Origin of the sequence: Nonomuraea salmonea, from assembly GCF_042428605.1 — a bacterium.
Lineage (GTDB): Bacteria > Actinomycetota > Actinomycetes > Streptosporangiales > Streptosporangiaceae > Nonomuraea > Nonomuraea salmonea.
The window spans coordinates 113,529-140,242 of the sequence record NZ_JBHMCF010000014.1 but is presented as its reverse complement, the minus strand read 5'-3'; the positions used below and the strand labels follow the sequence as shown (position 1 = coordinate 140,242).

The window sequence follows — 26,714 nt, the reverse complement described above, 5'->3', positions numbered from 1 at the left end:
TGCCTTCACTTCGTTCTGCACTCCTGCGTCCACGTCCGTCCGGGCAGTTCGTCGTGGTGCCCGTCCTGCGCTGCCCTCGTGGATCCGTCTCTTGCGATATGAAGAACTCTAGCTCCCCACCGCACGAATGTCTACAGTCGCGACTACAGATTTTCTTGAGGGTGTCAGAGAGGAAGTTGCTCTCCCGCCACATGAGACGCGAGAAGCGGGCCGGGGGTGGGGAGATGGGCTGGCGATCGTGGGGTGGCATTCGGCGGTGTGCCCGGTGATGGGCCTGCGGGGTGAGCTGCGCACCACGCCGGCCGCCGGCTCCAGCCGGGAGGCGGACCACGTCCTGGGCGGCCGGCCCGCCGCCGTGGCGGTGGATCTGTCACGGTCGGCGTTCTGCGACGTCGAAGGCGCGGGCGCGCTGATCGGCGCGGAGCGGCGGGCGCGCGAGCTCGGCGGCCGACTGGTGCTGGCCGGGGTAACGAAACCCCGCCACGGCTCCTCATGGAGCGACCCGGGTGATCACCTTCATCATCTTCAGCATCGCGCCCGTCACGGCCCTGGAGATCGCGCTCTGCCTGGTCTTGCTCGGCCTGGCCGCGGCCGAGTTCGCCTCGTTCCTGCCTCATCACCCGCGCGGCGCTGGCGAGGGGCTACGCCGGCTGGCCGGGCCACCTGCGGGCGCAGAACCGTAAGCCTTTCCCAGCGTGATGAGGGGCCTGACAGGCCAGGCAACCATGATGACGACAATCCTCTTCCCGTCGGGTCCGGTTTTCGCGGAACAGTCCGCGCTCAGGCTCAGCCTGAACACCGTCCTCCACCAGCAGGGCACGATCGACGGAGCGTGGTGGCCGCGCACCCGCGATGCCGGCACCGAACTGCCTGCTCTCATCTCCGCTGTCGACCAGCGGCTCGGCAGGGCTGTCCTGCGTGTGGGCCTGCATGTGGACGCTTGGGACCACATCCCGCGCCGAATCCAGGCACCGGGCCGTCAGGTCAGAGTGGGCTGGTTCCGCAGCGCCGACCCGCGCCTGATCCCCCTGAGCTTCGCGGGAACCTCGCCCATCAGCCTGCTGGTCATCCCGCCCCGCACCGCGGCCGGCCCTGCCATGGCCGCGCTCACGCGCGCCGTCGCGGACACGTTCGGTGTGCGTCCCGCCGACCTCCTCCGCGCCGCGGCACCCGAGGAGAGCTCACCTGGCCAGGACGGCTCAGCCTTCTGGGAGAATGAGGGCGGTCGCGTCACCGAGCCCGACCTCGAACGGCCCGCCACCCGCCTCCGGCCAGTGACCCGCTGAGCGGCGCGACTTGGATCCGCGCTAGTAGCGGTGCGGTCCGACGTGCCCCTCGAACAGCAGGCACGGCGCTGCCTCGGCTCCCTGAGGGGAGCGCGGGTCGGGGTCTGAATCGGCGCGCTCGGCCGGGCACGGCGGGAGCGTGACCAGCTCACGGGCGCGGACATTCCAGCGTATCCAGATGAACCGATCCGGTCCCGGCAGCAGCTGGACGTGCGCGGCGTGCGCGCCCGCGTGGCCGGGCCGCAGCTCACATCCGTAGACGGCCTTGCGTCCGTGCCGGCCTCCCTCGGCCAGCGGAGCCCATTCGGCGTCGGTGAGCACATTGTAGTGAGGGCAGTCCCGCTCGCCGGTGTGCCGTTGCAGCCCGGTGGCGAGCGCGCCCGCCAGCCCCGCCGCGGTGAAAACCTGATGGACGGCGTTGTGGACCCGCTCGACGTCGTCGTCGCTCAGCTCCACAGCACCGAGCTGGTCAGCCAGCAGCCGTACGTGGGTGGCGAAGTGCCTGCAGGCGTCCACGAGCGCGGTCACCGGAGTGACCGCGTCATGCGGCGGGCCGGTCGGCACGTCTTGGTGCGTCACGTCACCCACACTACGCCGCACGTCGGGCGGGCACGGCGGTGGCACCCATTGGCCTGCACTCACCGGCGGTGACGGGGGTAGACCAAGTACGGGAGAAACCTGTGACGTTGCCCGTTCGATTTCGGCGTACGCGGTTTGACCGGGAGGTCCGCTGCTTCGGTCACCGACGTGCCATCGTCGACGACCGCGTCACGCTGGCCACTGTCGCGGCGTGTCGGGGCACGCCCGCTGCTACAGGTACTGGCCCGCCTCGGCGCTGTCTGTCTTCGACACACGCGCTGACACCACGTTGGCGAGGTTGATGACTATGCCGTTCACGTCGGCTTCGCGATCATATCTAGCCCGCATCAACACCAGGCTGCGCCGCTCGTCGATCGCACGAGCGATCGCCGTCACAGCCTCCGGCTCTCCGTCGAAGTCCCCGCTGATCACGGAGACGTCTTCGCCGCCCATCAGGTGGAATCGAATGATCAGTACGACATTTCCAGGCACGGTCGGCTCCTTTCGCCGGCATCCGTAAGGGGCTCCTGCCCAGGGCCGAACACTGTATCCACGTTCGCCTACCGTGGCGCGGGGGTGTGTGCCCTCCGCGCCTGGTTTGTGTTTCCGGAAGCTGCTACGGCCGTTGCGTGATTTCGTAGCTGTCTACCTCCGGGATTAGCGAATTCCGGAAGCCATGCCGTACGGTAAAGATACCGAGGTCTTTTCGAGCGTTGGCATTTGGCCCTCCTCCCGTGACGCGATCGCCGAACTGCCCGGCCTCATCGCTGCCGTGGACCGGCTGCTGGATCGGGCCACGCTCCGCATCGGCCTGCATGGCGATGCGTGGCAGAACATTCCGCGCCGCATCCCCGCGCGCGGGCGTCAGGTCCGCATCGGCTGGTTCCGCCGCACCGACCCGCGCGTGATCACTCTCAGCTTCGCCGCCGACGAGCCGGTCGTCCTGCTGATCATTCCTTCGGGCACCGCCGCCGGCACCGCCGAGGCCACGCTCAAGCTCACCGCCCAGGACATCGCCGGCATGAGCATCGACGCCATCCTCACCCTCGCGCATCTGCCCGCCGGCCCAATTGCGCGTGCCACGGCCGACGGCTCGGCCCGCTGGGAGGACGAGGGCGGGCCGGTCATCGGGCAGGCGGCGCAGCCATCCATGGGACGGCCGGCGCCGTCGCCATGACCCCGTGCCGCCTGCCGGCCGGATCGAGCGGTCCTGGCACCGCCCGTACTGGCGGCTGGCCGATCTCCGGCCGGCAGGCATCTCATCGCCTTTCAGCTTCTCCCGGGAGGAGACATTCCATGACCGCCCTCGACACCGCCTCGCTCGCCGAGGCCGGCGCCTCGGCGCCGACCCTCGTGCATCTGTCGGGGGACATCGATATCTTCACCACAGCCCGCCTGCGCCAGAGGCTGATCAACACCCTCGACCACAGCACCGACCTGCTCATCGTGGATCTGTCCCAGGTCACCTTCTGCGGGGCAGGCGGGATCGGCGTGCTGATCGGCGTGCAAGGCCGGGCCCGGGCACGAGGCATCACGCTGGCCCTGACCGGCGTTCCCCCGCGCGTGGCCCGGCTGCTGCGCATCACCGGGCTGGACCACCGCTTCCCGGTCATGGGGTGACCGGCATGCCGGCCGCCACCGCACCGCCGCAGAGGGGGCCTATGACGGCCTGGCGCCGCTCCGCGTCCCGGTGAGAGGCGTCGACCGGAGGCGGCGGCCTACCGGCGGGAACCGGGACCTGGCCGAGTGGCCAGGTCCGTGACGTCTCCGGTGGTGCTGGTGGTCGCCAGTGCGGTGGCGAACAGGATGAGCACTTGAGCACCTTGAGCACTGGACGGGGGCGGCCTGCATGCCCACGGTGTCGCCCGCGAGCCGGGTCAGCAGCCATTCGGCGGTGAAGGCGACGGCGAGCGGCAGCGCGAGCAGGATTCCGAGTCTGCCATGATGGCGAGGTCCGGTACGTCGGCGAAATGCGGCCATGAACGCGCGTCGCGGTCGTTTCGTAGAAGATGACTCCCCGTGCCGTCGTGAGAGGCCGGTGGGGGATGACTCCCCGCGTTGTGATTTTTATATTTCCGTTGTCTGGCTTGACGGCCGAAAGCACGCCTATTTCCGGCCGGTGGGGAAGTTTTCGTACATGGAATCACCTCAGGGGCGCCTGCTGCGGTTAGTCCCTGCGACCTTGGCCAGAATCGCCGCGTGGTGCGCCTGCCTGATCGTCATCGGCGTCGTGGCCAACTACGTGCTGGGCTTCGTGGCCACGATGCGCCTGATCACCTTGCCCGTGGCGGTCGCCCTGCTGCTGACCGCGCTGCTGTTCCCGCTCACCCGGCGCCTGCGCGCGTCCGGCCTGCGGCCGATCTACGCCACCTGGGTCACCATGCTCGTCGGTCTGGCCGTGCTGAGTGGGACGGGCTGGATCATCGGCGTCCGGGCGAACGCGGAGTTCCCCGGCCTGGTGACGCAGGTCAGGAAGACGGCCAAGACGGTGGAGGGCTGGCTTTACACCGGCCCGCTGGGCGTGGAGCCCATCCAGCTCAGCGGCTGGGTGGACGACGTCGCCAAGCTGATCTCCGAGCGGCAGCAACAGATCACCTCCACGGTGCTCGCGGGCACCGTGGTGGTGATCGAGGTGCTGGCCTCGATCGTGCTCCTGCTGTTCGTGACGTTCTTCCTGCTCAAGGACGGTGACCAGATCTGGTCCTGGTTCCTCAAGGGGTTCGGCCGGATGGCACCGCGGGTCGACCGCGCCGGGCGGACCGCCTGGACCACGCTGTCGCACTACGTGCAGGGCACGGTGGCCGTGGCCGCGGTGCACGGCGTGCTCATGGGGGTGGTGCTGGCCATCATGGGAGTCCCGCTCTGGGCGGCACTCGCCGTGCTGATCTTCCTGGCCAGCTTCATCCCGATCGTCGGCATCCTCTTCGCCGGTGCGGTAGCGACGCTGGTCACGCTCGGCGCGAAGGGCCCGATCTTTGCGCTGATCTTCGTCGGCATCCTGATCGTCGAGCAACAGCTGGAGAACCATGTGCTCCAGCCGCTGATCGTCGGCCGGGTGCTGCACTTCCACCCGCTGGCGATCATCATCGTGCTGGCCGTCGGCGGCATCCTGGCAGGGATCGCGGGCGCGGTCGTGGCGGTGCCGATCACCGCCATTCTGTACCGGGCCGTGCCCGAGCTCTTCAAGGACGAGCCGATTCCCCTCCCGGCAGGACCGGTCCAGAAACCACCGGCGCAGGCTGTACCCGCTGGGGAGAAACCCGAGCAGAAGGATTGACGCACTCGGACGCGGAGACGGCACGCCTGCGGGGAGCGCATGTCGCCCAAGGTATGGCCGGCGCGTGCGTGGGCAGGTCATTTCTGCGTGGGGGAAGGGCGGTGCCGTGTAAGGGGAGGAAAGCAGGCATGGCTTCGTCGAAGGCAGGCGCGTTCGATCGGGAGCGGGCCGGCGTGGCACCGCTCATCGGCGGCCGTAAACCGACCGCGGCGGTGGCCGCGTTGTGGGTGTTCGTGCTGGTGCCGTTCGCGGCGCTGGCCGCCGCCGTACCGGTGGCCTGGGGATGGGGACTGAGCTGGACCGATGTGGCGATAGCCGCCGCGGCGTACATCCTTACCGGGCTCGGCGTCACGGTGGGCTTCCACCGCCATCTCACCCATGGAGCGTTCAAAGCACGGCGATGGCTGCGGATCGCTCTGGCCGTGGCCGGGTCTCTGGCGGTGCAGGGCTCGGTCATCCAATGGGTGGCCGATCACCGCCGTCATCATGCTTTCACCGACCGTGACGGCGACCCGCACTCGCCCTGGCGCTACGGCCACAGCGTGCGCGGCCTGGCCAAGGGGCTGGTGTTCGCGCATGTCGGCTGGATGCTCGGGCGTGATCTCACCAACCGGGAGCGTTTCGCCAAGGATCTGCTCAACGACGCCGACATCGGCCGGGTGGACCGGCTGTTCGGGCCGCTGGTGGCGGCCTCGCTGCTGCTGCCGCCCGCCGCCGGGCTGCTGGTCACCGGCACCTGGCAGGGAGCGGCGACCGCATTCTTCTGGGGCTCACTGGTACGGCTCGCGCTGCTCCACCACGTCACCTGGTCGATCAACTCCGTCTGCCACGTCTTCGGCGAGCGGCCGCTGAAGACCCGTGCCGGGGACCGGGCGGCGAACTTCTGGCCACTGGCGATCCTGTCGTTCGGCGAGAGCTGGCACAACGGTCACCACGCCGACCCCACCTGCGCCCGCCACGGCGTACTGCCCGGCCAGATCGACATCTCCGCCCGGCTGATCAGGTGGCTGGAGAGGCTGGGCTGGGTGGGCGACGTACGCTGGCCGACCCCTGCCCGTCTGGCCGCGCGCCGCCGCGAGCCCTCCTCATGACCGGCCCCCGACGGCGGAAGGTCAGAGGCCGCCAGGGGCCTGATCAGCGGGCTTCTCGGACAGCGCCTGGCCGGCCGCGGCGCTGAGCAATCGTGCGGCGGCGGCTACCTCGAGGAGCTGATCGGGCGTCAACGCCTCCAGACACGCGGCGAGCCCCTGCCGGTCACCCTGGCAGGCCATGCTCATTGCCTTCCGCAGGGCGAGAGCGAGCGAGGCCGCGCTGACCGCTTCCAAGACGCCGGCCAGGGCCTGATCCACGCCGCCGTCAGGACCTGGCTGCCGCGGAGGCCAGGGGTCGCTCATCCATCACCTGCCGTCCTCGGCGGGGGTGTCACGTGGAGTGCCGTGCTCCACCCGCAGGCTCGCTATCGCCGCAGCTGATAAGACTAGCTGGGACTGCGTGTTTCGGCCGAGCCCGCTGAGCCCCTTGACTGGTAAGTGACCAGTCGGCGCACCTTGCGTCTCTGTCACCGTGAGGGGACCGCACCATGCCCAGCTGGGCAGGCTGTTCGCTTTCCATCCGACCCCCGGCCTGGGCAGGCAACGTGCACTGGCCCGGCCAGGAGCGCACCCCACGTCGTTGTGCCGGTCCGCGGCGGCAACCGACGGACGAGCCTGCCGCACGTGGTGCCCTCCATGGCACCGAGGGCGCTCATCGGTTCTCGTGATAACCAGCGCCGTCATTGCTCGTTTCCCCCGATCAGGGCCGGGCTGACACTGGAGTTGAAGCCGCCTGACGGTGGCGGAGCAGTGAAGGGAGATCGCGATGAGCCTGCGTTGGGAGATCGGCAACAAGGTCCGGATGCTCAAGGGCTGGGCCAGGCAGCGCTTCGGCAGGGTCAGCGGCGACCGGCGCCAGGAGGGCGCGGGCAGGAGTGATCGGATCGCCGCCGGCCTGAAGCAGGCCGGTGTGAAGGCCAGGGACGCCTTCAAGCGCTGACCGGCCCGTCCCCGGACGTACAGCCCCTCATGAGGGACCTAGAGTGGCAGGCGAAGGCCCGCATGGGTGCCGCCCGGGCAGGAAGGGGCGGGCATGGAGTTACGGCAGCTGCGCTATTTCGTGAGCCTGGCCGAAGAGCTGCACTTCGGCCGGGCGGCCGCACGCGAGCACATCGTGCAGTCCGCGCTGAGCCAGCAGATCCAGCGGCTCGAACGCGAGCTGGGTGTGCGGTTGCTGGACCGCAGCACCCACCACGTCGCCCTGACTCCGGCGGGAGCCGTATTCCTGGTCGAAACGCGGCAGATTCTCGACCACGTCGGCAGGGCCGCGCAGGCCGCACGCAACGCGGCCGCCTCGACGCCGACGCTGCGTGTCGGCATCATCGACGCCGGTTACGACACCATGCCGCAGATCCTCCGCCAACTCCAGGACAGCCATCACGGCATCACGATCCACCAGGTTGAGGCAGGCACTCCCGAGCAATACCGGCAACTGGCCGACGGCCGGCTGGACATCGCCATCGGACACGCCTCCCAGGCCCCGGCCGAGGTGACCGCCGAACTCGTCCGGCTCGACCCGTTCGGTGTGCTGGTGCCCGACGACCACCGTTTCGCCGAACTCGACGCCGTGCCCGTCGCAGCCCTCGCCGACGAGCGGTTGCTGCTCGGTGAGGAGTCGCAGACGCCGGAGCTCAATCAGTTCGTTCTCGCGCTGTGCCGCTCTGCCGGGTTCACGCCCGCCCTGTACGAGGGCACCGTCGAGAGTTCCCGGGCCGCCGCCGACCTCGTACTCCAACACCGCTGCGTGCACTGCGTCCCCTCCTCCTTCCGCTCCTCCAACCGGCCGGGCACCACCTGGCGGCCCCTGACTGACCCGGCCACGCACTACCCGTGGTCACTGCTGTGGCACCAGGACAACCCCTCCGCCCACATCGCCGCGGTACTCGACAGCGCCCGGCGCCTGGCAGAACGGCTCGAATGGCTGCCATTTGTGGCCCCGGCTGCGGCCCAGGAGCCTGGCGAAGGCGAGCCGAGTGCCGTCGGTCCCAGCGATGGGCCCGCCTGATTCGCGATGACCGAGCGGCTGGTGACCGCTGTGAAGCGAAGGTGTCGGCCACTCTCGCGCCACATCCAAGATGAGGAATGTTTGCCCGGCGACGCGCCGGCTCGTTATCGCCTGCTATCGCGCGTGTGGTGCGATCTGTGCCATATCCTCGGGTGCAGGGCTGATAATGCTTCGTTTTCTCGGAGGCGACAGCCATCGTCAGAGAGCGAGACGCGACATGAGCAGTGCTCGCAAAACCGAGGGTCCTGCCGCTGTGACCCCCTCCCCTCGGGAAGAGGCCGACGAGCGACCCGATCACGCGGCGAACGCGCAGTGGCTCAAGGACAACCCGGACGCCATGCCGCAAGTGGGCGCCGGCCGGTGGGCTGTGTACGACCGCGACAGCCATCTGCTCGGCCACCTCGTCGGTGACGGACCGACCCGCGACACCCGCTTCAGGGCGATCAGCGCGACGCAGGAAGGAGCATCTGACGACCGCGCGCTGGGCCGTGGCATCACCCTGCACGACGCCGGGGCCCACCTCCTCGACGCCGGCCTGGGCGGTGAGCATCCCGACGACGACATCGAGTGACCGAGGACAAGGGTGGCGATTCTTGGCGGCGGTCTGATGCACCTCGTCCACGGCCCGTCAACCCATCGCCTCGAACCCCGTAGAACGAGCGAACCTCTACCCCGATACGGTGACCCAGCTCATCGGTGACCTGTCAGGGCCTACAAAGACCCCAAGACCGGCCCGAAGCCGGAGGAGCCCCTGCCGCTGGTGCGGACGCTGGCGACCAGGCATGGAATCGCAGGTTACTCGGCTGTGATGGCGCTTTGAAGATCTGACGGGACCTGCTCTGTGAAATTTGCCAGGTGAGCGACTCGCCGGGAGAGATCGTTCTTGTCTCGGTGGGGCTCCCTCGACGCTTCGGGTGATCACGTTTCGAAGCGAGTCGGGGGAGCCGTATCTGATGCTCACACAGGGGGAAGACGTGGAAGCGCAGGCTTTGCGTAAACGTGGCTGGTCGATCTCGGCGATCGCGCGGCATCTGGGCCGCAGCAGGCCGACGATCCGGGCGTATCTGAACGGTGAGCGGGTGCCGGGACAGCGGCGGCGCAGCGGCGCTGATCCGTTCGAGCCGTACGCGGAGTATGGTCGGCTGCGGCTGGAGGCCGAGAGCGGGGATCCGCATGTGTGGGCCACCACGGCTGATCTTCATCGAGCACGGCACCCGAAGAGTGCACCTGGGCGGAGTGACCGCGCACCCGACTGGGGCGTGGGCGGTGCAGCAGGCCCGCAACCTGATGATGGACCTGGAGGAGCGCATCGCCGGGCTGCGGTTCTTGATCATGATCGCGATCCGCTCTTCACCTCCGCTTTCCGGGAGGTCTTCACGGCCGAAGGGCTTCAGGCCATCACCACCCTGCCGCGGACGCCCAGGATGAACGCCATCTGCGAGCGAGTGATCGGCTCCCTGTGTCGCGAACTCCTGGACCGAATCCTGATCCTCAGCGAACGCCACCTGACCCTCGTGCTCCACGAGTACCTGATCGACTACAACAGGCACGGCCGCACCAGTCTCGGCAGCAACGGCCCCCGGACAGCGCAACGCAACCCGTCCGGACCGTGACCGAGCTCAACGACCTGAGATCCATCCGCCGAAGACCAGCGGTCGCGGGCATGATCAGCGAGTACTGCCACGCTGCTTAGCCGTAGCTCTTGCCACGTAACCCGATATTCGAGCGGGACCGGTGCCGCTGGCGCTGCGTCAGTTCATCGACTCCGAGGGCCAGCCACAGTGGGGCGAGATGTTCGCCATGTCGTTCCTGTCGCTCGCCCCGGTCATCGGGTTCTTCATCGCGGGCCAGAAGTACCTCGTGAAGGGCATCGCCACCACCGGCCTGAAGTGACCCGCAGCGCAGAGTGACGGTGACGACGGCCGTGAATCCGGCGTTCAGGCCCGGTGTCGTTCCCGTTCGTCCGGGGCCGGGAGTGGCAGGCGGCGGATCGCGATGATGGCGGCGTCGTCGTGGAGATGCCCGCCCGTGTAGGTGAGGAGATCGTCGCGGAGCCGCTTCAGCAACCCTTGCGGAGTCTCCTGCGTCCACGAGCCCATCCGCTCAGCCAGCGGATAGAAGACGCCCGCCGCATCGCGGGCCTCGCTGACCCCGTCGGTGTAGAGCAGCAGGAGATCACCCTCCTCGAACCGGAACGAGCAGACGGAGGGCTGCTGGTCGCAGAGCTGTCCGAGGCCGAGGGGAGGCAGTGGAGGGTTGCACGTCAGCGGGGAGACGCGGCCATCGCGGACCAGCAGCGGCGGCGGGTGGCCGCAGCTCACCATGCCGAGCAAGGGCTCGTCGTCGGCGATGTCCAGCGCGACCGCGGTGACGAAGCTCTCCTCGCCCTCCTGACTCTCCTCGGGAAACTGGTACGGGCTGAACTCGGCGCTGTCCTCCAGATCCGCGACGAGTTCGGCCAGGGGCAGGCCCCGGCGGGCGGCCTCGCGGAACGCGCCGACGAGTGCGGCGGCGTCGGCGATGGCGGGCAGGCCCTTGCCGCGGGCATCGCCGATGATGAGGCGGGTGGCGCGCTCGGTGCGTACGGCGCCGTACAGATCGCCGCCGATGCGGGCCTCGGCCGCGGCGGCCAGATAGACGCCGGCGATCCGGAGCGGGCCGAGCACCTCGGGCAGCGGCCGCAGCAGGGCCAGCTGCGCGGCCTCCGCCACCGAGCGCACCTGCGCCAGAACCCGTCGCTCCCGGTCCCTGACCAGGCAGAACAGCACCACGAACACGGAGACCACGACCATGGCGACCAGCTCCGCCCTCATGCCGTCAGTCCCCAGCGAGCCGTTACGGGTGCCGATCAACGTCTCGCCCGCGATAGCGAGCAGCGCTATCACGCCGGTGAACCACGCTCCGTCGAACGACGCCGTGATCGCGGGCGCCGCCACCAGCAGGGTGCCGAAGTGGAAGTGGCTCGGGGACAGCAGGTCCGCGGCCATGATCACCAAGATCATGCCCAGCGGGATGACGGCCAGCGCACGATTCCGCATCACCTGCCGCGCCCGCACATGTGGATGTCCCCCATATGCCACACCTTCTGTTTACAGGATGAAAAGTGGGCACTGAGCTGCATATAACAGGACTTGGGGGGCTACAGACAGTCCTTCTACCATCGCCGCATGAGGTGGGCGCAACTGAACCCAGACGCCGTCGGCGGCACCGTCCACCGCCCCGAGTGACTGTGAACCGCAGGGCTTCCGCTGGCTGAGCCGCCACAGGGCGAAGACGATCCGGATCAACCAGGCGAACAGCAGCACACCGCCGTCATCGTCCGGAACCGGACCCCGGCTGGCTCGACTCCCGCCTCGACGCCCGCTTCGACGCTCGCCTGGAAGCCATCGACCACCCCGCCCACTGGCTCGGCCTGCCCCGGAAAGCCGCGATGTCCGAGGCCACCACCTTCCAACCGGCGACCTTCCGGCCGGACAGGGTCACCCGCGCAGAGGTGACGCACCGCACATGGTCACACCGTCACAAAATCCGCGTCAGCGACATCTCCCTGGATAGCGCGGCGACGCTCGCGCCACATCACATGCCCAGAACGAAAAGGAAGTTCACGCATGAACGAATACCTGTCACAACTGAAGGTCGCCCTGATCACCGGCGCGAACAAGGGCATCGGCCGTGCCACCGCCGAACTGCTGGCCGCACAGGGGATGACCGTCCTGATCGGCGCCCGTGACCCGCACCGCGGCGAGGAGACCGCGGCGGCGATCGGTGCCACAGGAGGCGACGCGCACGCGATCGAACTGGACGTCACCAACCCGGCCACCGTCCAGGCAGCCGCCTCCTGGATCGGCGACCGCTTCGGCCGCCTGGACGTGCTGGTCAACAATGCCGGCATCACCGGATCGGGCCAGGCCGCGCCGCAGGACGCCCTCGACCGCATCCCCAGTGCCGTCGACGTGGAGCTGGTCCGCGAGGTGTTCGACACCAACGTCCTCGGAGTGATCACCGTGACGAACGCGATGCTCCCGCTGCTGCGGCGATCCCCGGCCGCCCGGATCGTCAACCTCTCCAGCCACGCCGCTTCGCTGGCGCTGACCGCGGAGATCGATGGGCCCATGTCGGGGCTGCCCTCAGCGGCCTACTCGCCGTCCAAGACCGCGCTGAACGCGCTGACCCTGCAGTACGCCAACGAGCTGCGCAAAGAGAACATCCTGGTCAACGCCGCGGCCCCCGGTTACGTCGACACCGACATCAACGGCCACAGCGGCTTCCTCACCCCGGCGCAGGGCGCGGCCGTGGTGGTACGCCTGGCCACGCTCAGCGAGGGCGGCCCCACCGGCGGGTTCTTCAGCGACGACGGCCCACTGCCCTGGTAGCGATCAGTCAAGGGGGCGCGGTCGACCCTGAGAACGGTCCGGGTCAGTGTCCGCCGGAACATCGGCAGGAAGTCGACCAGGAACGCCCTCTCACTGCCACCGTCAACCCCGACCGCCTACCATTCCAACGTGATCGGAACCCACTCCTCCGCCCAGCCACAAGGCCGGCCGTCTGGCAGCGGCTGCATGATGTGCTGCTCGGTCGGTTGCGGGCCGCCGACGCACCCGACTTCTCCCGGGCTGCGGTGGACTCCTCGCAGATCAGAGCGTTGAAAGGGGGACACAGACCGGCCCGTCCCCGGTCGATCGGGGCGGGCTGGCAGCGAACATCACCTGATCACCTACGCCACCTTAGCCAACCGCAACGACGTCACCCAGGGGGGACGAGCCGCCCATGCGTAGGGGTCGGCGAACACCTCGACGCGCTCCCCGCGTGCCACGCGGAAGCGCCAGGGTTGCGGTGCTGAGGACGGACGGCGCCTGCCCGGCCGCCACCAGCAGCCGCCGGACGCCGAGCCCGGTAGCGAGTGAAGCGGACATCACACACCTCCTGCCTCTGACGCCGCCCATCCGGTCCTGCCGAGGTGAGTGCCGCAGGGCTCTGCCGCCGTGCCGAAAGTCCTTGCCGGCCGTTCCGGCGGTTCTGCGCAGGGCCGCCTGTGACGACGACCCGCCGGGGCACAGTACGCGACGTTCAGGGCGTCGCTGTGAGGAGGCGGGACGCCGTTGCGGTGGTCGCCTCCGAGTGGCTGATGGCGGACAGTTTGGTGGCCAGGTCGGTGAGGGCGAGGGCCATGGCTGCCTCGTCGCCGACCTCGGGGGCGGACGGGTCGCGGTGTGCGCGGCCCAGGCCGTCGACTCGTCCGCCTCCTCTGGTGATCAATACCGCGCGCACGGACGTGTCGTCTCCGTCCTCGGTGACGAAGACCTGCACGGTCCACTGCTTGCGGTCCATCGCCGTCACCACGAACGGCCCGGCACCGGCGAGCCGGCGAGCTCGCTGATGTCGCGTTGCGTGACGACGGCGAGTTTGTCGGCGAGGTCGGCCAGCGCGCGCGAGGCCGCCAGCTCGTCGCCGATCTCCGGCACCGACGGGTCGGTCGGGTTCCGCCGGGCGTGGCCTTCGCCTGTCAGGCGGTCCTCGCCGTCCCGGGTGGTCAGCACCGCTCGGGCGTACGTGGCGTCGCCCTCCTCGGTGAGGTGGATCTGTACGGTCCACTTCTTCGCTTCCATCGTCGCCCCCTTCATCGCGATGGGTGCATCTACCCCCATTCCACTCCTCCACCTGCCCATAGGACAGGGGCGAATGTCCCTATCTCGTCGTGACGTCCATCAGAGCATCAGGAGGAGGAGAAGGATCGTCACGGCCCCGAGCGCGCTGACCACGGGGTGACGGTCGAGCCAGGCCAGCGAGCGGCCGATGAGCGAGAACATGGTGGTGGGCGGTTCGGGGGCGAGCGTGCTGAGCGTCCTGACCCGGGCGACGAACGCGGGATCGTCGCGGGTGAGACGCCCCTCGATTCGAAGCAGACTGAGATGTTCCTGCCAGCTGAGCCGCATGCTCCTCACCACCGTTCGGGGGTTTCTGTCAGGATCGGCGGTAGGGCAGGCCGCCGGGTGGAGGCCAAAGTCCTTTCGGTGCGGGACCATGGTCCTCCGTCACGTACGGTGCCAGCGGATGCCGAGCACGGAGGCGGTCACCAGGACGGCGCCGGCGATCATCACGATGACGGAGCCGCCCACCGCGCCGCCGGTCCAGTGCCAGATCGCCTCCGGTACGGCGATGGTGAACCCGATGACGCCGGCCACGAGCAGCACCCAGGCGCGTTCCCGCCGGTACAGCAGCAGGCAGGCCACCGCGATGGCCGCCGTCATCGTGTACGCCCACACCGCCCCGGCATCCTGCTGCCCGCCGATCAGGGCGATGACCGCGCCGAGCCCCAGCCCGAGCGCCCGTTGCCCGATCACGCCGGCCAGCACCAGCGTCGTCCACACCACCCCCAGGACGACCAGCGACAGGCCGGCCGCCAGCGCAGAATGCCCGGTGAGGTCGTCGGCGAGCGACCCCAGGGTCAGCGCGGCGAAGAACGCGCACGCCAGGGCAAGGGGCGCGGTGCGCGCCAAGGCGTACCCCAGCACGCCCACCAGCAGCCCTACGGCGCCCGCGATCGCGGAGACGTCCACGAGCTCGGCAGCGGCCAGCGCGGCCGTGACCGAGGCCAGCGCCACCGACACCGATCCGGTACGACTCCGCGCCGTGGCCGCACGCTCCCGCGACCGGGCGCCGGGGTCGGACGGCAGGGTGGCGCGCTCCCGCGACCGGGCGCCGAGCAGGATGATTCCGGCGGTCAGCAGCGCGACCGTGGCCGCCAGCAGGATCGCCATGTGCGCCACCTTCGACAGGTCAGCCCACGACGTGGCGACCAGGGAGAGGGCCCCGGCCAGCACCAGGCCGCCGCCGACGTACCCCGCCACCTCCGCCCACCGAGCCCGCGCCGGCGCCGCGCTCTCCCGGAGCGCCTCGCGCACGGCCATCGCCTGTTCGGCGGAGATCACGCCGTCGCGGACGAGCCGGGCCAGCGCTTCGTCGGGTGTGCCGGGCATCGGGCCCTCCTTCACGTGCGGCCACCTTGCCAAGGCCCCTGCCCCAGGTCGCACGGCCCCCACCGGCAGCACGACGTCAGGACGTGTCGATGAGCCGATCGAAGGACAGACCGCTGGAGCCCTCGCCGCGGCCGAGCCCGCGACGGGCGCTGAGCCACACCGACACCCGGCCGTTGCGCCAGCGGGTGCGGTTGAAGGCCAGCGTCAGCAGGGTGCCGGACGGCGTCACCTCCTCCTCGTGCACGAAGTACGGCTGTCCGCCGTCGAGCCCTTCGCGCAGCAGGCTCGTACGAGGCCGCACCAGCCGCCCGTCCACGGCGTCCGGCATGGCGGCCCGCTGCAGCCGGATGGCCCGGTTGCTGCCGGGGACGTGGACGGGGATGAAGGGGATCCAGTTCTCCGGGACACTGCTCATCGCCTGGTATGCGATGGGAGCGCGTGGCGGGTCCGCAGGAGGCACGGGACGGAACCGCTGCCGGTGCGCGAGGATCTCCGCGACGACCTCGCTGCCCCGCCGCCCTTCCCCGGTAGGCAGCCGGACGACCTTCTCCAGGCCCCACACCATGTTGGCGTTCTCGTCCCGGATGAGCGACACCTCCTCCAGGATCGGCCCCTCGGCGACCTTGGGCACGGTCGGCGGCAGGAACATGGAGGTGTCGGCCGCGACGTCCTGCGTGCCGATCGTGTCGAGGGTGAACATCGACCACCGCTGCCAGTCCTCGTCCTGCCCGGCGCCGGCCGGCGTGATCCACAGTCGTTGCCCGAAGACGTCGGTGACCGCGAGCCCGCGGATGGCGGCCAGCGTGCCGGCCGGCAGGTCGCAGGGCAGCTGGAGCCAGTCGTTGCTGTAGACGAGCGCGAACTCGAGGAAGATCAGCCGGGCCAGGTCCGTACGGTCGGGCTGGACGCCGGCGAAGTTGGTCCGCCCGTCCTCGACGGCCCACCAGCGCGGCAGCGGCATGCCGGAGTAGCGGACGGGCGCGGGGAAGACGGTCCGGTTGATGGGCTGGTGGGCGGGGGCCGTCCCGCCCAGGGGGCCGGCCGGGTCGACGGAGAACGCGTGCCAGTCGAGGTGCCCGCCGGGATACTCCTGCGCCGTCAGCACCTTCTCGCCGCCGGTGGACGCGGCGGCGATGGAGAAGCGGTGTTCGAGGCGGGAGGCGTCCCACGCGGAGTCGGCGCCAGGCTGGTCGAACAGCCCGTCGAACCAGCGGACGAGGTACGCGCCGAGATCGGCCAGTTGCGGGCGCACCAGGAGCGTGCCGGAGATGCCGTCCCAGGCGTTGCCGCCGCTCTTCAGGTGCCGGTAGAACGCGTACCCGTCCATGCGGCGGTCCGCGACGGCCTGCAGGTACGACCAGACCTCCGCGTGGGCGGCGCGGGAGCTGTCGGCGTCCGCGTCGGGGTCGGGCGCGGCGATCCGGTACTTGCTGACGTAGTCGTCGCGCAGGTGCTGCACAGCCAGGTGCCGGCCGAGGAGCTTGAGCCAGCGCCGGCCGATGATCAGGCGCAGGTCGTAGGAGACGGGATCGGCTCCGGCCGCGAACGGCACGGCACGCCGTTCGGCCAGCGCCTCCAGCGGCCGGTCTCCTGGAAGGTCCTGGGGCGGGCCCGACCCGGCCCGGAAGCGGGAGGGGGTCGCGGTGGCGACGGAGTAGGTGGCGGTGACGGCCGTACCCGCGTCAGAGCCGCGGAACTCGCCGAGCTGCCACTGCCGGGTGAGCAGCCACAGCGGGTCGCGGACCTCGGCGCGCAGGGCGCGGTCGAACGCGGCGGTGCGCGGCCTGCCCTCGATCCTGTTCCACAGGCCGACGGTGGGGAAGGCGCGGTCGGTCAGCGCTTTGCGCAGGTCCTCGATGCGCGGCGGCTCAGCCATGGGACTTTCCTCGCAGGTTCGAGATCGCGAGATCGGTGCTGATGGTGATCGGCTGGCGGGTCGCCGACAGCACGGTCGCGGGGAGCAGGTGGGCGTACGCGGTGTCGTCGAGGTGCCCTGGTTCCACGGCGCGCGTCCTGGCCAGGTCGAGGGTCTCGGTGATGGCGGCGATCACGTCGTCGCCGTTCCAGGTGCCCGTCCTGGCCGGCGGGGTGACGAGCAGCATCGCCTGCGGCGGCTCGGAGTCGGGATTGTCGTAGTGGAGGGCGATCGCGGTGGTCTCCTTGTCCGCCGGGATGACCTCGGTCCATTCGTCGAGCAGGAGCCCGCTGTGCAGGTTGCCGCCCAGCAGCGGTTCCGGCGCGTAGTGCGCGGTGAACAGCAGGCGGTCCTCATCGACCGTGGCGCCCGGCGCGAACGTCATGCCGAGCCAGGTGTCGTTCTGGCGGTAGGGGAGCTGGATGGGCACCAGCTCGGGTTCGTCCCAGCCGAGCAGGTCGCCGAGCAGGCCGCCGGGGCCGCGCAACGCGTCGGCGATGATCACGGCCTGCTCCCACAGCCGGGGCTTGTCCCGTACGCGGGCGATCCCGTGCAGCCAGTCGTCCACGGGGACGTCCCGCCTGGAGTCCTGCACCAGATGGCTCAGCAGCTTGCCGCTGTCGTTGCGGGCCTTCTTCCAGTCGGTGTGGAGCTGGGCGGGAGCGGTGAACTCGGGCACCACGAGGACGTCGTCGCCGAGCATGACCCGCAGCGCGTCGGTCGCGGCGAGCGCGCGGTCGGAGCCGGTGACCGCTTCGTCGTAGGCGTCCAGGGCCTTGCCGGCGGCGGCGAGCCGCTCGACGACCTCGGCGTGCAGCGCCCGGGCGCGGGCCAGCAGGTCCGCGCCGAAGGCGACGGCCCGGTCGTGGAAGGGGGTCAGGTCGAGGCCGGTCCGGTCGAAGTCGGTCAGCGGCAGGAGCGCGGCGACGTCGGTGAGCAGCCCGCTGAGCGTCTTCTTCGTGGTCTTGGCGATGTTCCGCAACGCCGTCAGCCGGGTGTTGAAGGCCGAGCGCCTGGAGCCGACGATCGTGCGCAGCTGGGCGGGCGTGGCGGGGCGCGGCGTGGCCGGTCTGGTGGTGAGCAGCCATTCGGCGCGCTGCAGAAGGCGGAAGCGCTCGTCGGCCGTCGCCGAGGACGGCAGCCGGTCGTAGGCGGCGATCAGTTCGTCGGCCGCGGCGAGCGACTCGCCCATGCGGACGGCGGTCGCCGCCACCGCGTCCAGCACTTCGCGGAACATGGTGCGCCGCCACAGCGTCATCTCGCCCCAGCCGCTGCGGACCATGCCGAACCCGCCGGCGGTGGAGATCAGGTTCGCGTACCCGGTCAGGAAGGTGTCGATGCCGTTGAGGACGGCCGTGCGGTTCGGCTCGGCGGGCGCGGGCGGGAACAGCGGGGACAGGGTGGCGAGGTAGCCGGCGGTGTCCTGGCGCAGCCGGTCGAGCGACGTGCGCACGGCGGCGGGCCGGTTCCTCGGCAGATCGACGGCGGTGTCGATGGAGCGGTCGACGGGCTGCGCGCCCGCGGCGGGCAGCAGGTCCGTCGGCCGTAGCGGCCGTGAGGTGGTGATCAGCGAGCGCAGCGCGGTGACGAGCGGCGAGATCTCGAAGAAGGTCAGCTTGCCGGGCACCCGCTCGGTGTGGTGGATGGTCAGCTCGGCGTCGGGCCTGGGCTGGTCCTTGGCCACGACGACGGCGATGATGCGGTCGTCCAGGTCGGTCATCGCCGCGTCGTCCTTGGGTTTCACGCCCCACAGCAGGTCGATCGGCTGGAGTTCGAGGTCGAACTGGGTGACCGTGCGGCTGCGGGGCCGCTGGTCGACGGGGTCCGTCCAGCGGACCATGGCGGCCACCTGTCCCTGGGGCGGCAGCAGTTTGGGCAGCCAGGCGTTGATCGCCGGCTCGGCCTGGGCGCGGGGGCCGTTGCCGCGGAAGAGCCCTGACCCGTGCTCAGGTCCGAGCCCTGAGGTCAGCTTCAGGCCCAGCCGGTGGGTCAGCGTGACACCGCTGCGCGGGGTCCGCACCACGGCGGGATCGGGCGAGAACCCCTCCTTGGCGTACGCGTCGAGCGTCGCGCCCGCCCGCTCCGGATTGCCCGCCAGCGTCTGGTGGGCGGCCTCCGCCACGGCCAGGTCGGCCAGCGCGTCGTGGATGCCGAGCAGCCGCTGCACCTCCTCGTTCATCGCCTTCGCCTGGGCCTCGCTCGCGTCCGGCAGGCCGCTCGCGCCGAAGGGGTACTCGGGGAAGGCAGGCGGACGGGTGGCGCGCTGGACCAGCGCGAGGCCGTCGATGACCGAGCGGGCCTCGATGAGCTCGAGCGGGGTGCCGGGTTCTGCGTCGGACAGCTTGCCGGAGCGCAGCGGGAACTCCCCGCGCAGCGCCTCCAGGAAGACGTCCAGCTCGGCGTCGGGGTGGCGGTCGTGCAGGGCGCGTTCGAAGCGCCGGCCGAGCAGCGCGCCCAGCGACTGGCCCTGCCGCAGTCCGTCGAGGAGGTCGAGCGCCACGCGCACGCGATCGGAGCTGAGGTTGACCGAGAAGCAGGTCGGGTTCTCGGGCGAGCCGTTGGCGATGTAGCCGGCGCGCAGCACGGCGGCGGTGGTGGCCTGGGCGGGCGACGGGGCATGGATGTATCCGCCGTTGGCGGCGTCGTGCATCAGCGGCGCCGATCCCGCCGGCTGGAACAGCGCAGCGAGGCCGCCGGTCAGCTGCACGGGGGTGAGCGCCTTGTCGCGCGGCCGGACGTCCTCCAGCCATCCGTACGCGCCCAGGTGCACGCCGCGCTGGGCGGGGGAGCCGCCGTCGGGGCCGTAGCGCAGCTCGAAGAGCCGCTCGTTGACGAGCCCGAGCCGCCAGGCGTCCAGCCGGTACGTGGCGCAGTCGAGATGCTCGGCCACGACCCGTTCGAGCCGCGCGGTGGGCACGTCCGCCAGCACGTCGAGCGCCGCCACCTGCTCGGCCAGCTCCCTGGTCGCCGGGTCCGCGGCGGCGAGCGCGCCGGGGAGGAAGTCGACGACCAGCGTGTCAGGATCGCCGGTGATGTCCTGGTCCGGCGCGTACAGCTGGCGGAAGCGGCTCTCGCTCCGCGGGGCCGACTTCTTGATGTGGATGAACGGCGGATCAGCGGCGTGGACGGTCTCGCCCTCGGCGGCGGCGAGCTTGCGCGCGGCGTCCTCCCAGCCGAGCAGGACGGCGTGCCGGAGCAGCAGGTAGAGCAGCGCGGCCGGGCGCCGGTCGTCGGCGAAGCCCTGCTCCAGACGGATGTCCTCCAGGTCGGTGCCCGCGAGGTCGGCCAGCCACCGCAGGTAGTTGCGGCCGTCCTCGAGGTAGCCGCGCACCGGCTGGGTCTCCGACGGCGGCCGGTCGTCGATGAGCGGGCCGAGCAGCGGATACTGCTCCTCGACGAACAGCCGCCTGATCAGGTCGGGGTCGGGCGCCGACGCGCCCGCATGGCCCAGCCTGCGCAGCAGGTCGCGGATCGGCTGCGGCATGTTCAGCTCGCTCAGCGCGGGGACGACCTGGGGGCCGTTGCCGCTGAAGTTCTCGCGGTTGTAGACGTCCTCGACGCTTTGGGCGTAGCGCTGGAAGTACTCGGCGGACGTCGGGTGCAGGGCCAGGATGTCCAGCAGCGTCTGGTGCGGGTCGGTGACGGGCCCGTGCGGGCCGGGGAACGCGCCGAGGTGCGGCACGTCCTGCGCGGCGGCCCGCCAGTCCTCGGCCGCGGCGGTCAGCAGGGCGTTGAGCCCGCGCCGGTGCGTCGCCGTCGCGGGCCAGGCCATCCGGGAGAACGCGGTCGTCGGCAGGATGCCGTACGGCTGCCGCCCGATCTTCACCGCGGGCAGCGGGCCGCGCCCGGAGACGTACCGGACGAAGAAGTCGCGCGTCTCGCTCACCACCTGCGGCGGGATGATGGGGTGCAGCATGGTCCGGAGGTACGAGCCCCAGGTCGCGGGCCACAGGGCGATGTTCGCGGCGCGGGCCTCCCGCTGGTCGGTGCCGTCGGCGTTGGCCGCGCCCGCGAGCACGGCGGGGTCGATGCCCAGGAGCTCGGCCAGCCACTGGCCGTCGGTCTTGTCCGTCCAGCCGGCGGTCGCGATGACGGCGGCGCGCCGCACGGCGTCGGCCTCCTCCGCGACGTCCTGACCGGCGTTGGCCTGTTCGCTGTTGTTGGTGGGGGTGCCCTGGGGCAGCAGGGCGAAGCCGGTGGAGCCGCGCAGGTGGCGGGTGATCAGGTCGCCGAGGTCGGTGGCGGTCTGCTGGGGCGTGGTGCTCTCCCGTACGCCGAAGACGATCAGCCGGTCGAGCCCGCCGCGGAAGTCGTCACGCAGCGGGATCCTGATCCCCATGCCCACCGCGATCGCGGCGTCGAAGTCGGTCAGCCAGAGCAGGTCGGCGGGGACGTGAAGCTGGCCGGTCACCTCGTTGACCTTCGGTTTGTCGGCGGACGACGGGTCGGGGCTCACGGTCAGCGCGGCCGGGATCGGCCCGCCGAGCTCGGAGAAGACCGTCTCGCCGCCAGCCTGCCCGATGAAGGTGAACCGGTCGGGGAGCAGGCGCGCCTTCGCCGCCTGCGTCCACGATCGGGCGGCGACGTCCGCCGGGGGAGGGGCGGGCAGCACGAGGAAGGCGACCAGGACGGCGTCCCCCGGCGGGTCGTCGATGCCGATCGGGCGGCGGCGCCGGATCGTCTCGGCGCGCGTGGCGCCCACGGACGCCAGCAGGGCGGTCTCGGCGGCGAGGAGTTGCACCCGATCGCCGCGTGCCCGCCAGACCGCGCCCCAGTACGTGATCGTCGGCTGCCGGTCACCGGCCGCGACCGGCGCGGGGGTGACGACGACGAGCACGGTCGTGCCGGGCTGCACCCCGGCGGGCTGCTCGGCGGGATTGGCCGGCCCGCGTGACTGCACCAGCCAGCCGGCGCGGCCCGCCGGAATCCGCCCGGTCAGCTCGTGCCAGGCGGCGTTCTCGGCCGCCGGATCGCCTCCGGCCCGCCACACGGCGATCCAGTAGGCGTCGACCGCGGTGACCTCCGCCGTCGAGGGACGCGGCTCGAACGCGTCGATCGACCACTCGTCGGGGAACACCCGGATGAGGAGCTCGGTCGCGGTGAAGCGCGTCTCGATCCTGACCGGCCCGAGAAGGAGCGGGAAGTCGTCACTGAGCGTCAGCGCCGCGCGCGGGTCGGACAGCGGGCCGGACAGCGGGTCAGACAGCGGGCCGGACAGCGGGTCGGGCAGGGTCACGGCAGCATCTCCTGAGCGTGTACGGCCATCAGCACCGGCGCCTGGAACAGGATGTACGCGACATCCGCCGAGCTCAGCGCCCCGTGCCAGAGCGGCAGGGACAGATCCTCGACGTGCTGGAGGCGTTTCTCCTCATCCGCCACCGGGTCGTCGAACTCCTGCAGCACGACCGGCGCGGTGGCCTCGTCGAGCTGGATGAACCCGGTCCCGTTCGGGTCGAGGTCGGGCCACGCCAGGTCGTTCCACACCTCCACCCGCGACGGCTGCTCGGCGGGGGCGACGTCCACGCCGAACCGGGGCTCTCCAGGGCGTTCCTTGATGACGAAGAACCAGCCCGCGCTGCCCGGGGCCGGCTCGCCCTTCGCCGCCTTGGCCGTGAGGTCGAAGCCGAGCAGATAGATGTCGGGGTCGATCTTGGCCTCGTACAGCGGCAGCCGGATCTCGTCGAGCGACGGGTTCGCCGGGTCGACCGGCTCGACGGGCACCCGCTCCTTCGTCGGATCGGGCTGGGCGTCGCTGGGCTCCCATCGCGCCCGGTGGGCGTAGATCGCCGCGTTCGGGTACTTCTTCAGCAGCTCGCCGCGGATGACCAGCACCAGCTCCTCTTCCGCCCCGCCCTTGTCCCGGTGGTCGTGGTCGCCGAGCTTCGACCGCCTGGTCCAGGTCGCGATCGGCGGGATGTCGTACAGCCGTTCGCGGCGCTGCTCGGGCGTCTCGCCCTGGAGCGGCCGCACCGCGCGGACGTCCCAGAACTGCCGGAACGGGGTGCCGCGCTGGTCGGTGGGGTATTCGCGCCACAGCAGCTCGCGGGCCATCTCGTGGTTGAGCCCGACCATGTACGACTCGATGAACTCCTGGTTCGTTTCCAGCAGGCTGATCGAGTTCGGCGGCACCTTGTGCAGGTTCGGCACGAACAGGTCCACCGACTGATCGACCAGCGCCTGGTACATGGGCAGGTCGAAGACGGGATAGGCCATCGCCTCCAGGAACCGTTCGGCGAACGGCGCGAGCCGCTCCGGCAGCCGCACCGAGCTGAGCAGCCGCTGGGGCACGGTCTCGTCGGCGCGCAGGCCGGTCAGCATGGCGTCCGTGGCGTCGGGGACGTCGAGCTTGGCGCGTTCGCCGGCCTTGCCGCCCAGGGCGGCCTCGTCCCACGCCTCGTACAGCTCTCTGAGCGCCTTCTTGAAGTCCACCGCCTCGGCGCTGTCCGGGCCGCCCGGGGAGGGGACGAACGAGTCGCCGGGCATCGTCAGGACGAAGTTGCTGCTCGTGGGGAGCCGGTCCACGGGGTGGGTAGATTCCGCCACGGCGGGGCCGGGCGGATGGAGGTGCAGGTCGAGCTGGGCCGGGGTGACGACGGCGGCGGGCCGCGTCTTGGGCGGGGCCGCGGTGACGCCGCCGGTGTCCTCGTCCATCCTCGGCACGAGCGCCTCCGGCGGCAGCTCCGCGCTGAACGGCAGCGCGCGCATCAGTCGCGAGCCAGGCCGGGTGATGCGGCGCATCGGTGCCGACACCGGCGCGGACGTGACCCGGCTCTCCGCCACCCGGAACCCGACGGCGAGGCCCTCCACTATCGAGGTCGCGGCGGCGAGGCCGGAGGCCGCCGCGGGCGTGACCACCCGGGAATGGGCCGGGGCGGTGAGGATGAGCGACCTGCCGGACGGCGCCGCCTGCGCGCGCAGAGCAGTGGGCGGCGGCACCAGATGCTTGCCGTGCAGCGTCTCGCCCACCTCCCTGGCGACCTGCGCGGCCCGGATCCTGGCGTTGGCCGCCAGGACCTCCCCGACCTGCGCCCACGCCGCCGCCATGAACTCCTCCTGACGTTTCCGGACGACCTGCGCGCCCAGGTTCGCCGCCACCCGGAACCGGGGGTCGAGGTTGAGCCGGTGCACCCAGTTGCGATCGTCCGCGATCGGGGTGCCGTCACGCTCGGTGAGCAGCCGGGAAGCCGGCGCGTGCCAGCGGCCGTACAAAGGTGGCGTGATGACGGGGTCGGGTCCGGTGGCTTCGGCGGCCAGAGCGTTGTGTGCCGAGACCGGGTCCTGCACCAGGTAGTCGTCGGCGAGGTTGATCAGTTTGGCCAGCGCCTGCTGGAAGGGGTGCGGATAGGTGAAGCCGAGCTCTCGCAGGTCGTCCCACTTGTCGTAGAGGTCCTCCGGCCGCTCGGGCACCCGCAGGGCGCCGCCCAGCTTCAGCACCCCGCCCAGCTCCGCCGGCACGGTGATGCCCGGCAGCCCGGCCCCGGGCGGCCGGTGCACGTCGAGGTCGCGGCGGCCGACGCTCTCGTCCAGCGGCTCCTTCGGCACGAGCAGCCGTACGAGGTACTCGAAGTCGCCGGCGCTGCCGGTGGAGAAGAACCACCGGTGGTAGTACGGCAGGTCGCCCGCCGCCTCCTGCCCCGGGTACGCCTGGCCCCACGCCGGGTGCAGAGCGCCGGGCGCACGCGCCGGATCCAGCCCGAGGCCGGCGAGCCGTCCCGTCTCGAACGCCGGCACCAGGAACGCGTGGTAGGCGGTGTTCGGTTCGAGGCGTCGCGGGCAGATCAGCCGGGAGCAGGCCCGGTCGGCGTTGACGCCGAGGACCCGCCGCAGTGCGGGCAGGACCCTGGCCATGTCGTCGGAGGCCACCGGCGTGTCGAGCGAGCCGTCCACGTGGACGTGCGCCCACGCCCCCAGCTGCGCGGGCGGCGGCAGCGCGGCCGGTTCGGTGACCGTGATGAACGGCAGTGGCCGGCCCGTCGCGGTGCCGTCCTTGAACTCGGCGCCGTCCACCGCCGCCGAGTCCTCCCCACCGGCGAGCACGATCAGCGCCAGCCAGGGCCGCAGCCGCTTGGTGGCGGCGTCGGGCGCGGCCGGGCTGTAGCGCCAGGGGAAGTCCTCGTCGTAGAACTCGATGTGCGCGAGGTAGTTGGGCTCGACGTTGGTGATCCACGACCGCGGCTCGGTACGGGAGACCGCCCGCGGATCCACGCCGACGACGTCCCCGGGACCGTAGATCTGCACGGTCCGCGACACGTCGCGGCTGATCGGGGCCGCCGAGCCGATCGCCTCGCCGCTCACCCGCAGCGTGACCGGGATGGTGGCGCGTGACGTGTCGACCGGGTCGGTGGTGATCCTGGTGGCGATGCCGGACCTGAGCCAGGGCAGAAAGGTGTAGGCGTTGTCGGTCATGGGGCGCCTTCGAGGTCGAAGATCTCCGCGCTCGCGGTCAGCTCCTGCGTACCGGGCTGCGCGGCGGCGATCCCGGACCGGACGACTCCGCCGGCCACCAGCACGAGCGTGCCGGACAGCGGTGCCGCCGCGAACGCCCACCGGCCCGTCGCCAGCCCGCCCGCCGGCGACCAGCTGCGGGTGGCGGCGTCGTAGACGGCGGCGCTGGCGAAGCCGACGTCGTTCTGGGCGTTGTCGCCGCCGCCGACCACCAGCACCTTGCCCGAGCCGAGCGGGACCGCGCGGTGCAGCGCGCGCCCGCCCGGCAGGTCCTGCACGGGGGTCCATGTCCCGGTGTCCTGGACGTACAGCTCGGCGCCCGCCCGGCTGAACGGGTCGAACGTGCCGTCGCCCGGCCCGCCCGGCGCGCGCCCGCCGGTGACCAGCACGCTCGCGCCGCCGGACAGCGCCGTGGCCTGGTGCCAGGCGCGGGGCGCGAGCAGCGCGCCGGTCGGCGTCCAGGTCTCGTCGGCCGGGTTGTAGAGCTCGCAGTAGGACAGGGCGGCGTCCTCGTCGCGGGCGATCGGCACGGTGCCCCCGGCGATCAGGACCCGGCCGTTCGCGAGGACCACCGCCGGGTGCCCGCTGCGGGCGTCGGTCATGTCGGTGGTCTCGGTCCAGGTTCCCTCGTCCGGGTCGTACAGCTCGGCCGTGCGCAGCGCCCTCACCGACTGCCCAGAACGGAGCGTCGTGCCGCCGGCGACCAGGACCTTGCCGTCGACCAGGACGGCGCTGTGGCCCCATCGGGCGCCCTTCATCGCTCCGGTGCTGGTCCACTCCCCGGACTCCGGGTCGTAGATCTCCGCTGCGGCCAGGCCGGGCGCGGGGAACTGCGCCGACCCGCTGATGCCTCCGGCGACCAGCACCTTGCCGTCGGGCAGCTGGGTCGTGGTGTGCAGCCGCCGGGGTGTGCGCAGGGATCCGGTGGCCGACCAGGTGCCGTCCTCGGGGTCGTAGAGCGCGGCCTGCCCGAGGGCGGCGGACGCGCCGTCCGCGCCGCCCGCGACGAGGACCTTGCCGGTGCCGAGCACGATCGCGCCGTCGTGCTGGCCGTACCATGCGGCGGCGGCCGGCAGCGCGCCGGTGTCGCGCCATTTCCCGGTGGCCGCCAAGATTGTGCTGGTCATGGCTGGCAGACC

At 71.1% G+C, this 26,714-nt stretch carries 23 protein-coding genes and 3 pseudogenes; 14 read left to right on the top strand and 12 right to left on the bottom strand.

Annotated features, from left to right (window positions below; all coding sequences use genetic code 11):
• Positions 1-127 precede the first annotated feature (127 nt).
• The 3 genes and pseudogenes from ACFFR3_RS19660 to ACFFR3_RS19650 all read left to right on the top strand — a co-directional run.
• A pseudogene (locus ACFFR3_RS19660) lies at positions 128-415 on the top strand (hypothetical protein); the annotation flags it as partial.
• A gap of 91 nt (positions 416-506) precedes the next feature.
• A complete protein-coding gene (locus tag ACFFR3_RS19655) occupies positions 507-683 on the top strand; it encodes a hypothetical protein (protein WP_345408750.1) in 177 nt (58 codons plus the stop codon).
• Between the two features lie 15 nt (positions 684-698).
• Positions 699-1,286, top strand: a complete 588-nt coding sequence (locus tag ACFFR3_RS19650) for a DUF5994 family protein (protein WP_345409936.1) — start codon at positions 699-701, stop codon at positions 1,284-1,286.
• A gap of 21 nt (positions 1,287-1,307) precedes the next feature.
• On the opposite strand, the gene ACFFR3_RS19645 is transcribed toward ACFFR3_RS19650, so the two are convergent.
• Both ACFFR3_RS19645 and ACFFR3_RS19640 read right to left on the bottom strand, forming a co-directional pair.
• Positions 1,308-1,865, bottom strand: coding sequence for a hypothetical protein (locus ACFFR3_RS19645; RefSeq protein ID WP_345408748.1), 558 nt, complete (start codon positions 1,863-1,865; stop codon positions 1,308-1,310).
• Between the two features lie 231 nt (positions 1,866-2,096).
• The gene (locus tag ACFFR3_RS19640; RefSeq protein WP_345408746.1) at positions 2,097-2,357 is read right to left on the bottom strand and encodes a hypothetical protein; all 261 of its coding nucleotides are present in this window, start codon (positions 2,355-2,357) and stop codon (positions 2,097-2,099) included.
• A 184-nt stretch (positions 2,358-2,541) separates the two neighbouring features.
• Here ACFFR3_RS19640 and ACFFR3_RS19635 point away from each other — a divergent pair, with 184 nt between their 5' ends.
• The 4 genes from ACFFR3_RS19635 (at position 2,542) to ACFFR3_RS19620 (ending at position 6,233) form a co-directional block, all read left to right on the top strand.
• Entirely contained in the window at positions 2,542-3,042 is a 501-nt protein-coding gene (locus ACFFR3_RS19635; protein ID WP_379483590.1) for a DUF5994 family protein, read from the top strand.
• Between the two features lie 119 nt (positions 3,043-3,161).
• Positions 3,162-3,485, top strand: coding sequence for an STAS domain-containing protein (locus tag ACFFR3_RS19630; RefSeq protein ID WP_379483589.1), 324 nt, complete (start codon positions 3,162-3,164; stop codon positions 3,483-3,485).
• 562 nt (positions 3,486-4,047) lie between these two features.
• Entirely contained in the window at positions 4,048-5,142 is a 1,095-nt protein-coding gene (locus ACFFR3_RS19625) for an AI-2E family transporter (protein ID WP_364575548.1), read from the top strand.
• A gap of 128 nt (positions 5,143-5,270) precedes the next feature.
• Complete coding sequence (locus ACFFR3_RS19620; protein ID WP_379483588.1) at positions 5,271-6,233, top strand: acyl-CoA desaturase; 963 nt, start codon at positions 5,271-5,273, stop codon at positions 6,231-6,233.
• A 21-nt stretch (positions 6,234-6,254) separates the two neighbouring features.
• Here the strand turns inward: ACFFR3_RS19620 and ACFFR3_RS19615 are convergent, their stop codons facing one another.
• Positions 6,255-6,491, bottom strand: coding sequence for a hypothetical protein (locus ACFFR3_RS19615; protein ID WP_345408740.1), 237 nt, complete (start codon positions 6,489-6,491; stop codon positions 6,255-6,257).
• Between the two features lie 508 nt (positions 6,492-6,999).
• Between ACFFR3_RS19615 and ACFFR3_RS19610 the strand changes: the two genes are divergently transcribed.
• The 5 genes and pseudogenes from ACFFR3_RS19610 to ACFFR3_RS19590 form a co-directional block, all read left to right on the top strand.
• Positions 7,000-7,173 (top strand): CsbD family protein, encoded by a 174-nt coding sequence (locus ACFFR3_RS19610; protein WP_345408738.1) that lies wholly within the window; start codon positions 7,000-7,002, stop codon positions 7,171-7,173.
• A gap of 93 nt (positions 7,174-7,266) precedes the next feature.
• A complete protein-coding gene (locus tag ACFFR3_RS19605) occupies positions 7,267-8,238 on the top strand; it encodes a LysR family transcriptional regulator (RefSeq protein ID WP_379483587.1) in 972 nt (323 codons plus the stop codon).
• 253 nt (positions 8,239-8,491) lie between these two features.
• Positions 8,492-8,809: a hypothetical protein gene (locus ACFFR3_RS19600; RefSeq protein WP_345408734.1), complete on the top strand. Its 318-nt coding sequence runs from the start codon at positions 8,492-8,494 to the stop codon at positions 8,807-8,809.
• A 343-nt stretch (positions 8,810-9,152) separates the two neighbouring features.
• Positions 9,153-9,851, top strand: a complete 699-nt coding sequence (locus ACFFR3_RS19595) for an integrase core domain-containing protein (protein ID WP_379483586.1) — start codon at positions 9,153-9,155, stop codon at positions 9,849-9,851.
• A gap of 121 nt (positions 9,852-9,972) precedes the next feature.
• Positions 9,973-10,131: pseudogene (locus ACFFR3_RS19590) on the top strand (carbohydrate ABC transporter permease); the annotation flags it as partial.
• A gap of 44 nt (positions 10,132-10,175) precedes the next feature.
• Here the strand turns inward: ACFFR3_RS19590 and ACFFR3_RS19585 are convergent.
• Positions 10,176-11,276 (bottom strand): PP2C family protein-serine/threonine phosphatase, encoded by a 1,101-nt coding sequence (locus ACFFR3_RS19585; protein ID WP_345408728.1) that lies wholly within the window; start codon positions 11,274-11,276, stop codon positions 10,176-10,178.
• 570 nt (positions 11,277-11,846) lie between these two features.
• Between ACFFR3_RS19585 and ACFFR3_RS19580 the strand changes: the two genes are divergently transcribed.
• Together ACFFR3_RS19580 and ACFFR3_RS19575 are read left to right on the top strand one after the other, a co-directional pair.
• Positions 11,847-12,611 (top strand): SDR family oxidoreductase, encoded by a 765-nt coding sequence (locus ACFFR3_RS19580; protein ID WP_379483585.1) that lies wholly within the window; start codon positions 11,847-11,849, stop codon positions 12,609-12,611.
• A gap of 146 nt (positions 12,612-12,757) precedes the next feature.
• A pseudogene (locus ACFFR3_RS19575) lies at positions 12,758-12,989 on the top strand (IS5/IS1182 family transposase); the annotation flags it as partial.
• A gap of 316 nt (positions 12,990-13,305) precedes the next feature.
• On the opposite strand, the gene ACFFR3_RS19570 reads toward ACFFR3_RS19575, so the two are convergent.
• The 8 genes from ACFFR3_RS19570 to ACFFR3_RS19535 all read right to left on the bottom strand — a co-directional run bounded on the left by ACFFR3_RS19570 (position 13,306) and on the right by ACFFR3_RS19535 (position 26,702).
• Entirely contained in the window at positions 13,306-13,566 is a 261-nt protein-coding gene (locus tag ACFFR3_RS19570; RefSeq protein ID WP_345408726.1) for a dsRBD fold-containing protein, read from the bottom strand.
• 5 nt (positions 13,567-13,571) lie between these two features.
• Positions 13,572-13,844: a DUF1876 domain-containing protein gene (locus ACFFR3_RS19565; RefSeq protein ID WP_345408724.1), complete on the bottom strand. Its 273-nt coding sequence runs from the start codon at positions 13,842-13,844 to the stop codon at positions 13,572-13,574.
• Between the two features lie 99 nt (positions 13,845-13,943).
• Positions 13,944-14,171 carry a DUF3040 domain-containing protein gene (locus ACFFR3_RS19560; RefSeq protein ID WP_379483584.1) on the bottom strand — a complete coding sequence of 76 codons (228 nt, stop codon included), beginning with the start codon at positions 14,169-14,171 and terminating at the stop codon, positions 13,944-13,946.
• A 99-nt stretch (positions 14,172-14,270) separates the two neighbouring features.
• The gene (locus ACFFR3_RS19555; protein WP_379483583.1) at positions 14,271-15,215 is read right to left on the bottom strand and encodes a DUF2157 domain-containing protein; all 945 of its coding nucleotides are present in this window, start codon (positions 15,213-15,215) and stop codon (positions 14,271-14,273) included.
• Positions 15,216-15,291: 76 nt separating this feature from the next.
• Positions 15,292-17,091: a hypothetical protein gene (locus ACFFR3_RS19550; protein WP_379483582.1), complete on the bottom strand. Its 1,800-nt coding sequence runs from the start codon at positions 17,089-17,091 to the stop codon at positions 15,292-15,294.
• Entirely contained in the window at positions 17,084-22,366 is a 5,283-nt protein-coding gene (locus ACFFR3_RS19545; protein WP_379483581.1) for a hypothetical protein, read from the bottom strand. Before ACFFR3_RS19545 ends, ACFFR3_RS19550 begins: the two co-directional genes overlap by 8 nt.
• Positions 22,363-25,536: a hypothetical protein gene (locus ACFFR3_RS19540; protein WP_364382308.1), complete on the bottom strand. Its 3,174-nt coding sequence runs from the start codon at positions 25,534-25,536 to the stop codon at positions 22,363-22,365. The genes ACFFR3_RS19545 and ACFFR3_RS19540 overlap by 4 nt, the downstream gene beginning before the upstream one ends.
• The gene (locus tag ACFFR3_RS19535; RefSeq protein WP_379483580.1) at positions 25,533-26,702 is read right to left on the bottom strand and encodes a Kelch repeat-containing protein; all 1,170 of its coding nucleotides are present in this window, start codon (positions 26,700-26,702) and stop codon (positions 25,533-25,535) included. Before ACFFR3_RS19535 ends, ACFFR3_RS19540 begins: the two co-directional genes overlap by 4 nt.
• Positions 26,703-26,714: the final 12 nt, after the last annotated feature.

Excerpts from the sequence above, each read along its gene's own strand:
- ACFFR3_RS19650 (WP_345409936.1), top strand. The coding sequence starts at position 699 with ATGAGGGGCCTGACAGGCCAGGCAACCATGATGACGACAATCCTCTTC.
- ACFFR3_RS19635 (WP_379483590.1), top strand. The coding sequence starts at position 2,542 with ATGCCGTACGGTAAAGATACCGAGGTCTTTTCGAGCGTTGGCATTTGG.
- ACFFR3_RS19630 (WP_379483589.1), top strand. The coding sequence starts at position 3,162 with ATGACCGCCCTCGACACCGCCTCGCTCGCCGAGGCCGGCGCCTCGGCG.
- ACFFR3_RS19620 (WP_379483588.1), top strand. The coding sequence starts at position 5,271 with ATGGCTTCGTCGAAGGCAGGCGCGTTCGATCGGGAGCGGGCCGGCGTG.
- ACFFR3_RS19610 (WP_345408738.1), top strand. The coding sequence starts at position 7,000 with ATGAGCCTGCGTTGGGAGATCGGCAACAAGGTCCGGATGCTCAAGGGC.
- ACFFR3_RS19605 (WP_379483587.1), top strand. The coding sequence starts at position 7,267 with ATGGAGTTACGGCAGCTGCGCTATTTCGTGAGCCTGGCCGAAGAGCTG.
- ACFFR3_RS19585 (WP_345408728.1), bottom strand. The coding sequence starts at position 11,276 with ATGCGGAATCGTGCGCTGGCCGTCATCCCGCTGGGCATGATCTTGGTG.
- ACFFR3_RS19580 (WP_379483585.1), top strand. The coding sequence starts at position 11,847 with ATGAACGAATACCTGTCACAACTGAAGGTCGCCCTGATCACCGGCGCG.
- ACFFR3_RS19570 (WP_345408726.1), bottom strand. The coding sequence starts at position 13,566 with ATGGACCGCAAGCAGTGGACCGTGCAGGTCTTCGTCACCGAGGACGGA.
- ACFFR3_RS19565 (WP_345408724.1), bottom strand. The coding sequence starts at position 13,844 with ATGGAAGCGAAGAAGTGGACCGTACAGATCCACCTCACCGAGGAGGGC.
- ACFFR3_RS19560 (WP_379483584.1), bottom strand. The coding sequence starts at position 14,171 with ATGCGGCTCAGCTGGCAGGAACATCTCAGTCTGCTTCGAATCGAGGGG.
- ACFFR3_RS19555 (WP_379483583.1), bottom strand. The coding sequence starts at position 15,215 with ATGCCCGGCACACCCGACGAAGCGCTGGCCCGGCTCGTCCGCGACGGC.
- ACFFR3_RS19550 (WP_379483582.1), bottom strand. The coding sequence starts at position 17,091 with ATGGCTGAGCCGCCGCGCATCGAGGACCTGCGCAAAGCGCTGACCGAC.
- ACFFR3_RS19540 (WP_364382308.1), bottom strand. The coding sequence starts at position 25,536 with ATGACCGACAACGCCTACACCTTTCTGCCCTGGCTCAGGTCCGGCATC.
- ACFFR3_RS19535 (WP_379483580.1), bottom strand. The coding sequence starts at position 26,702 with ATGACCAGCACAATCTTGGCGGCCACCGGGAAATGGCGCGACACCGGC.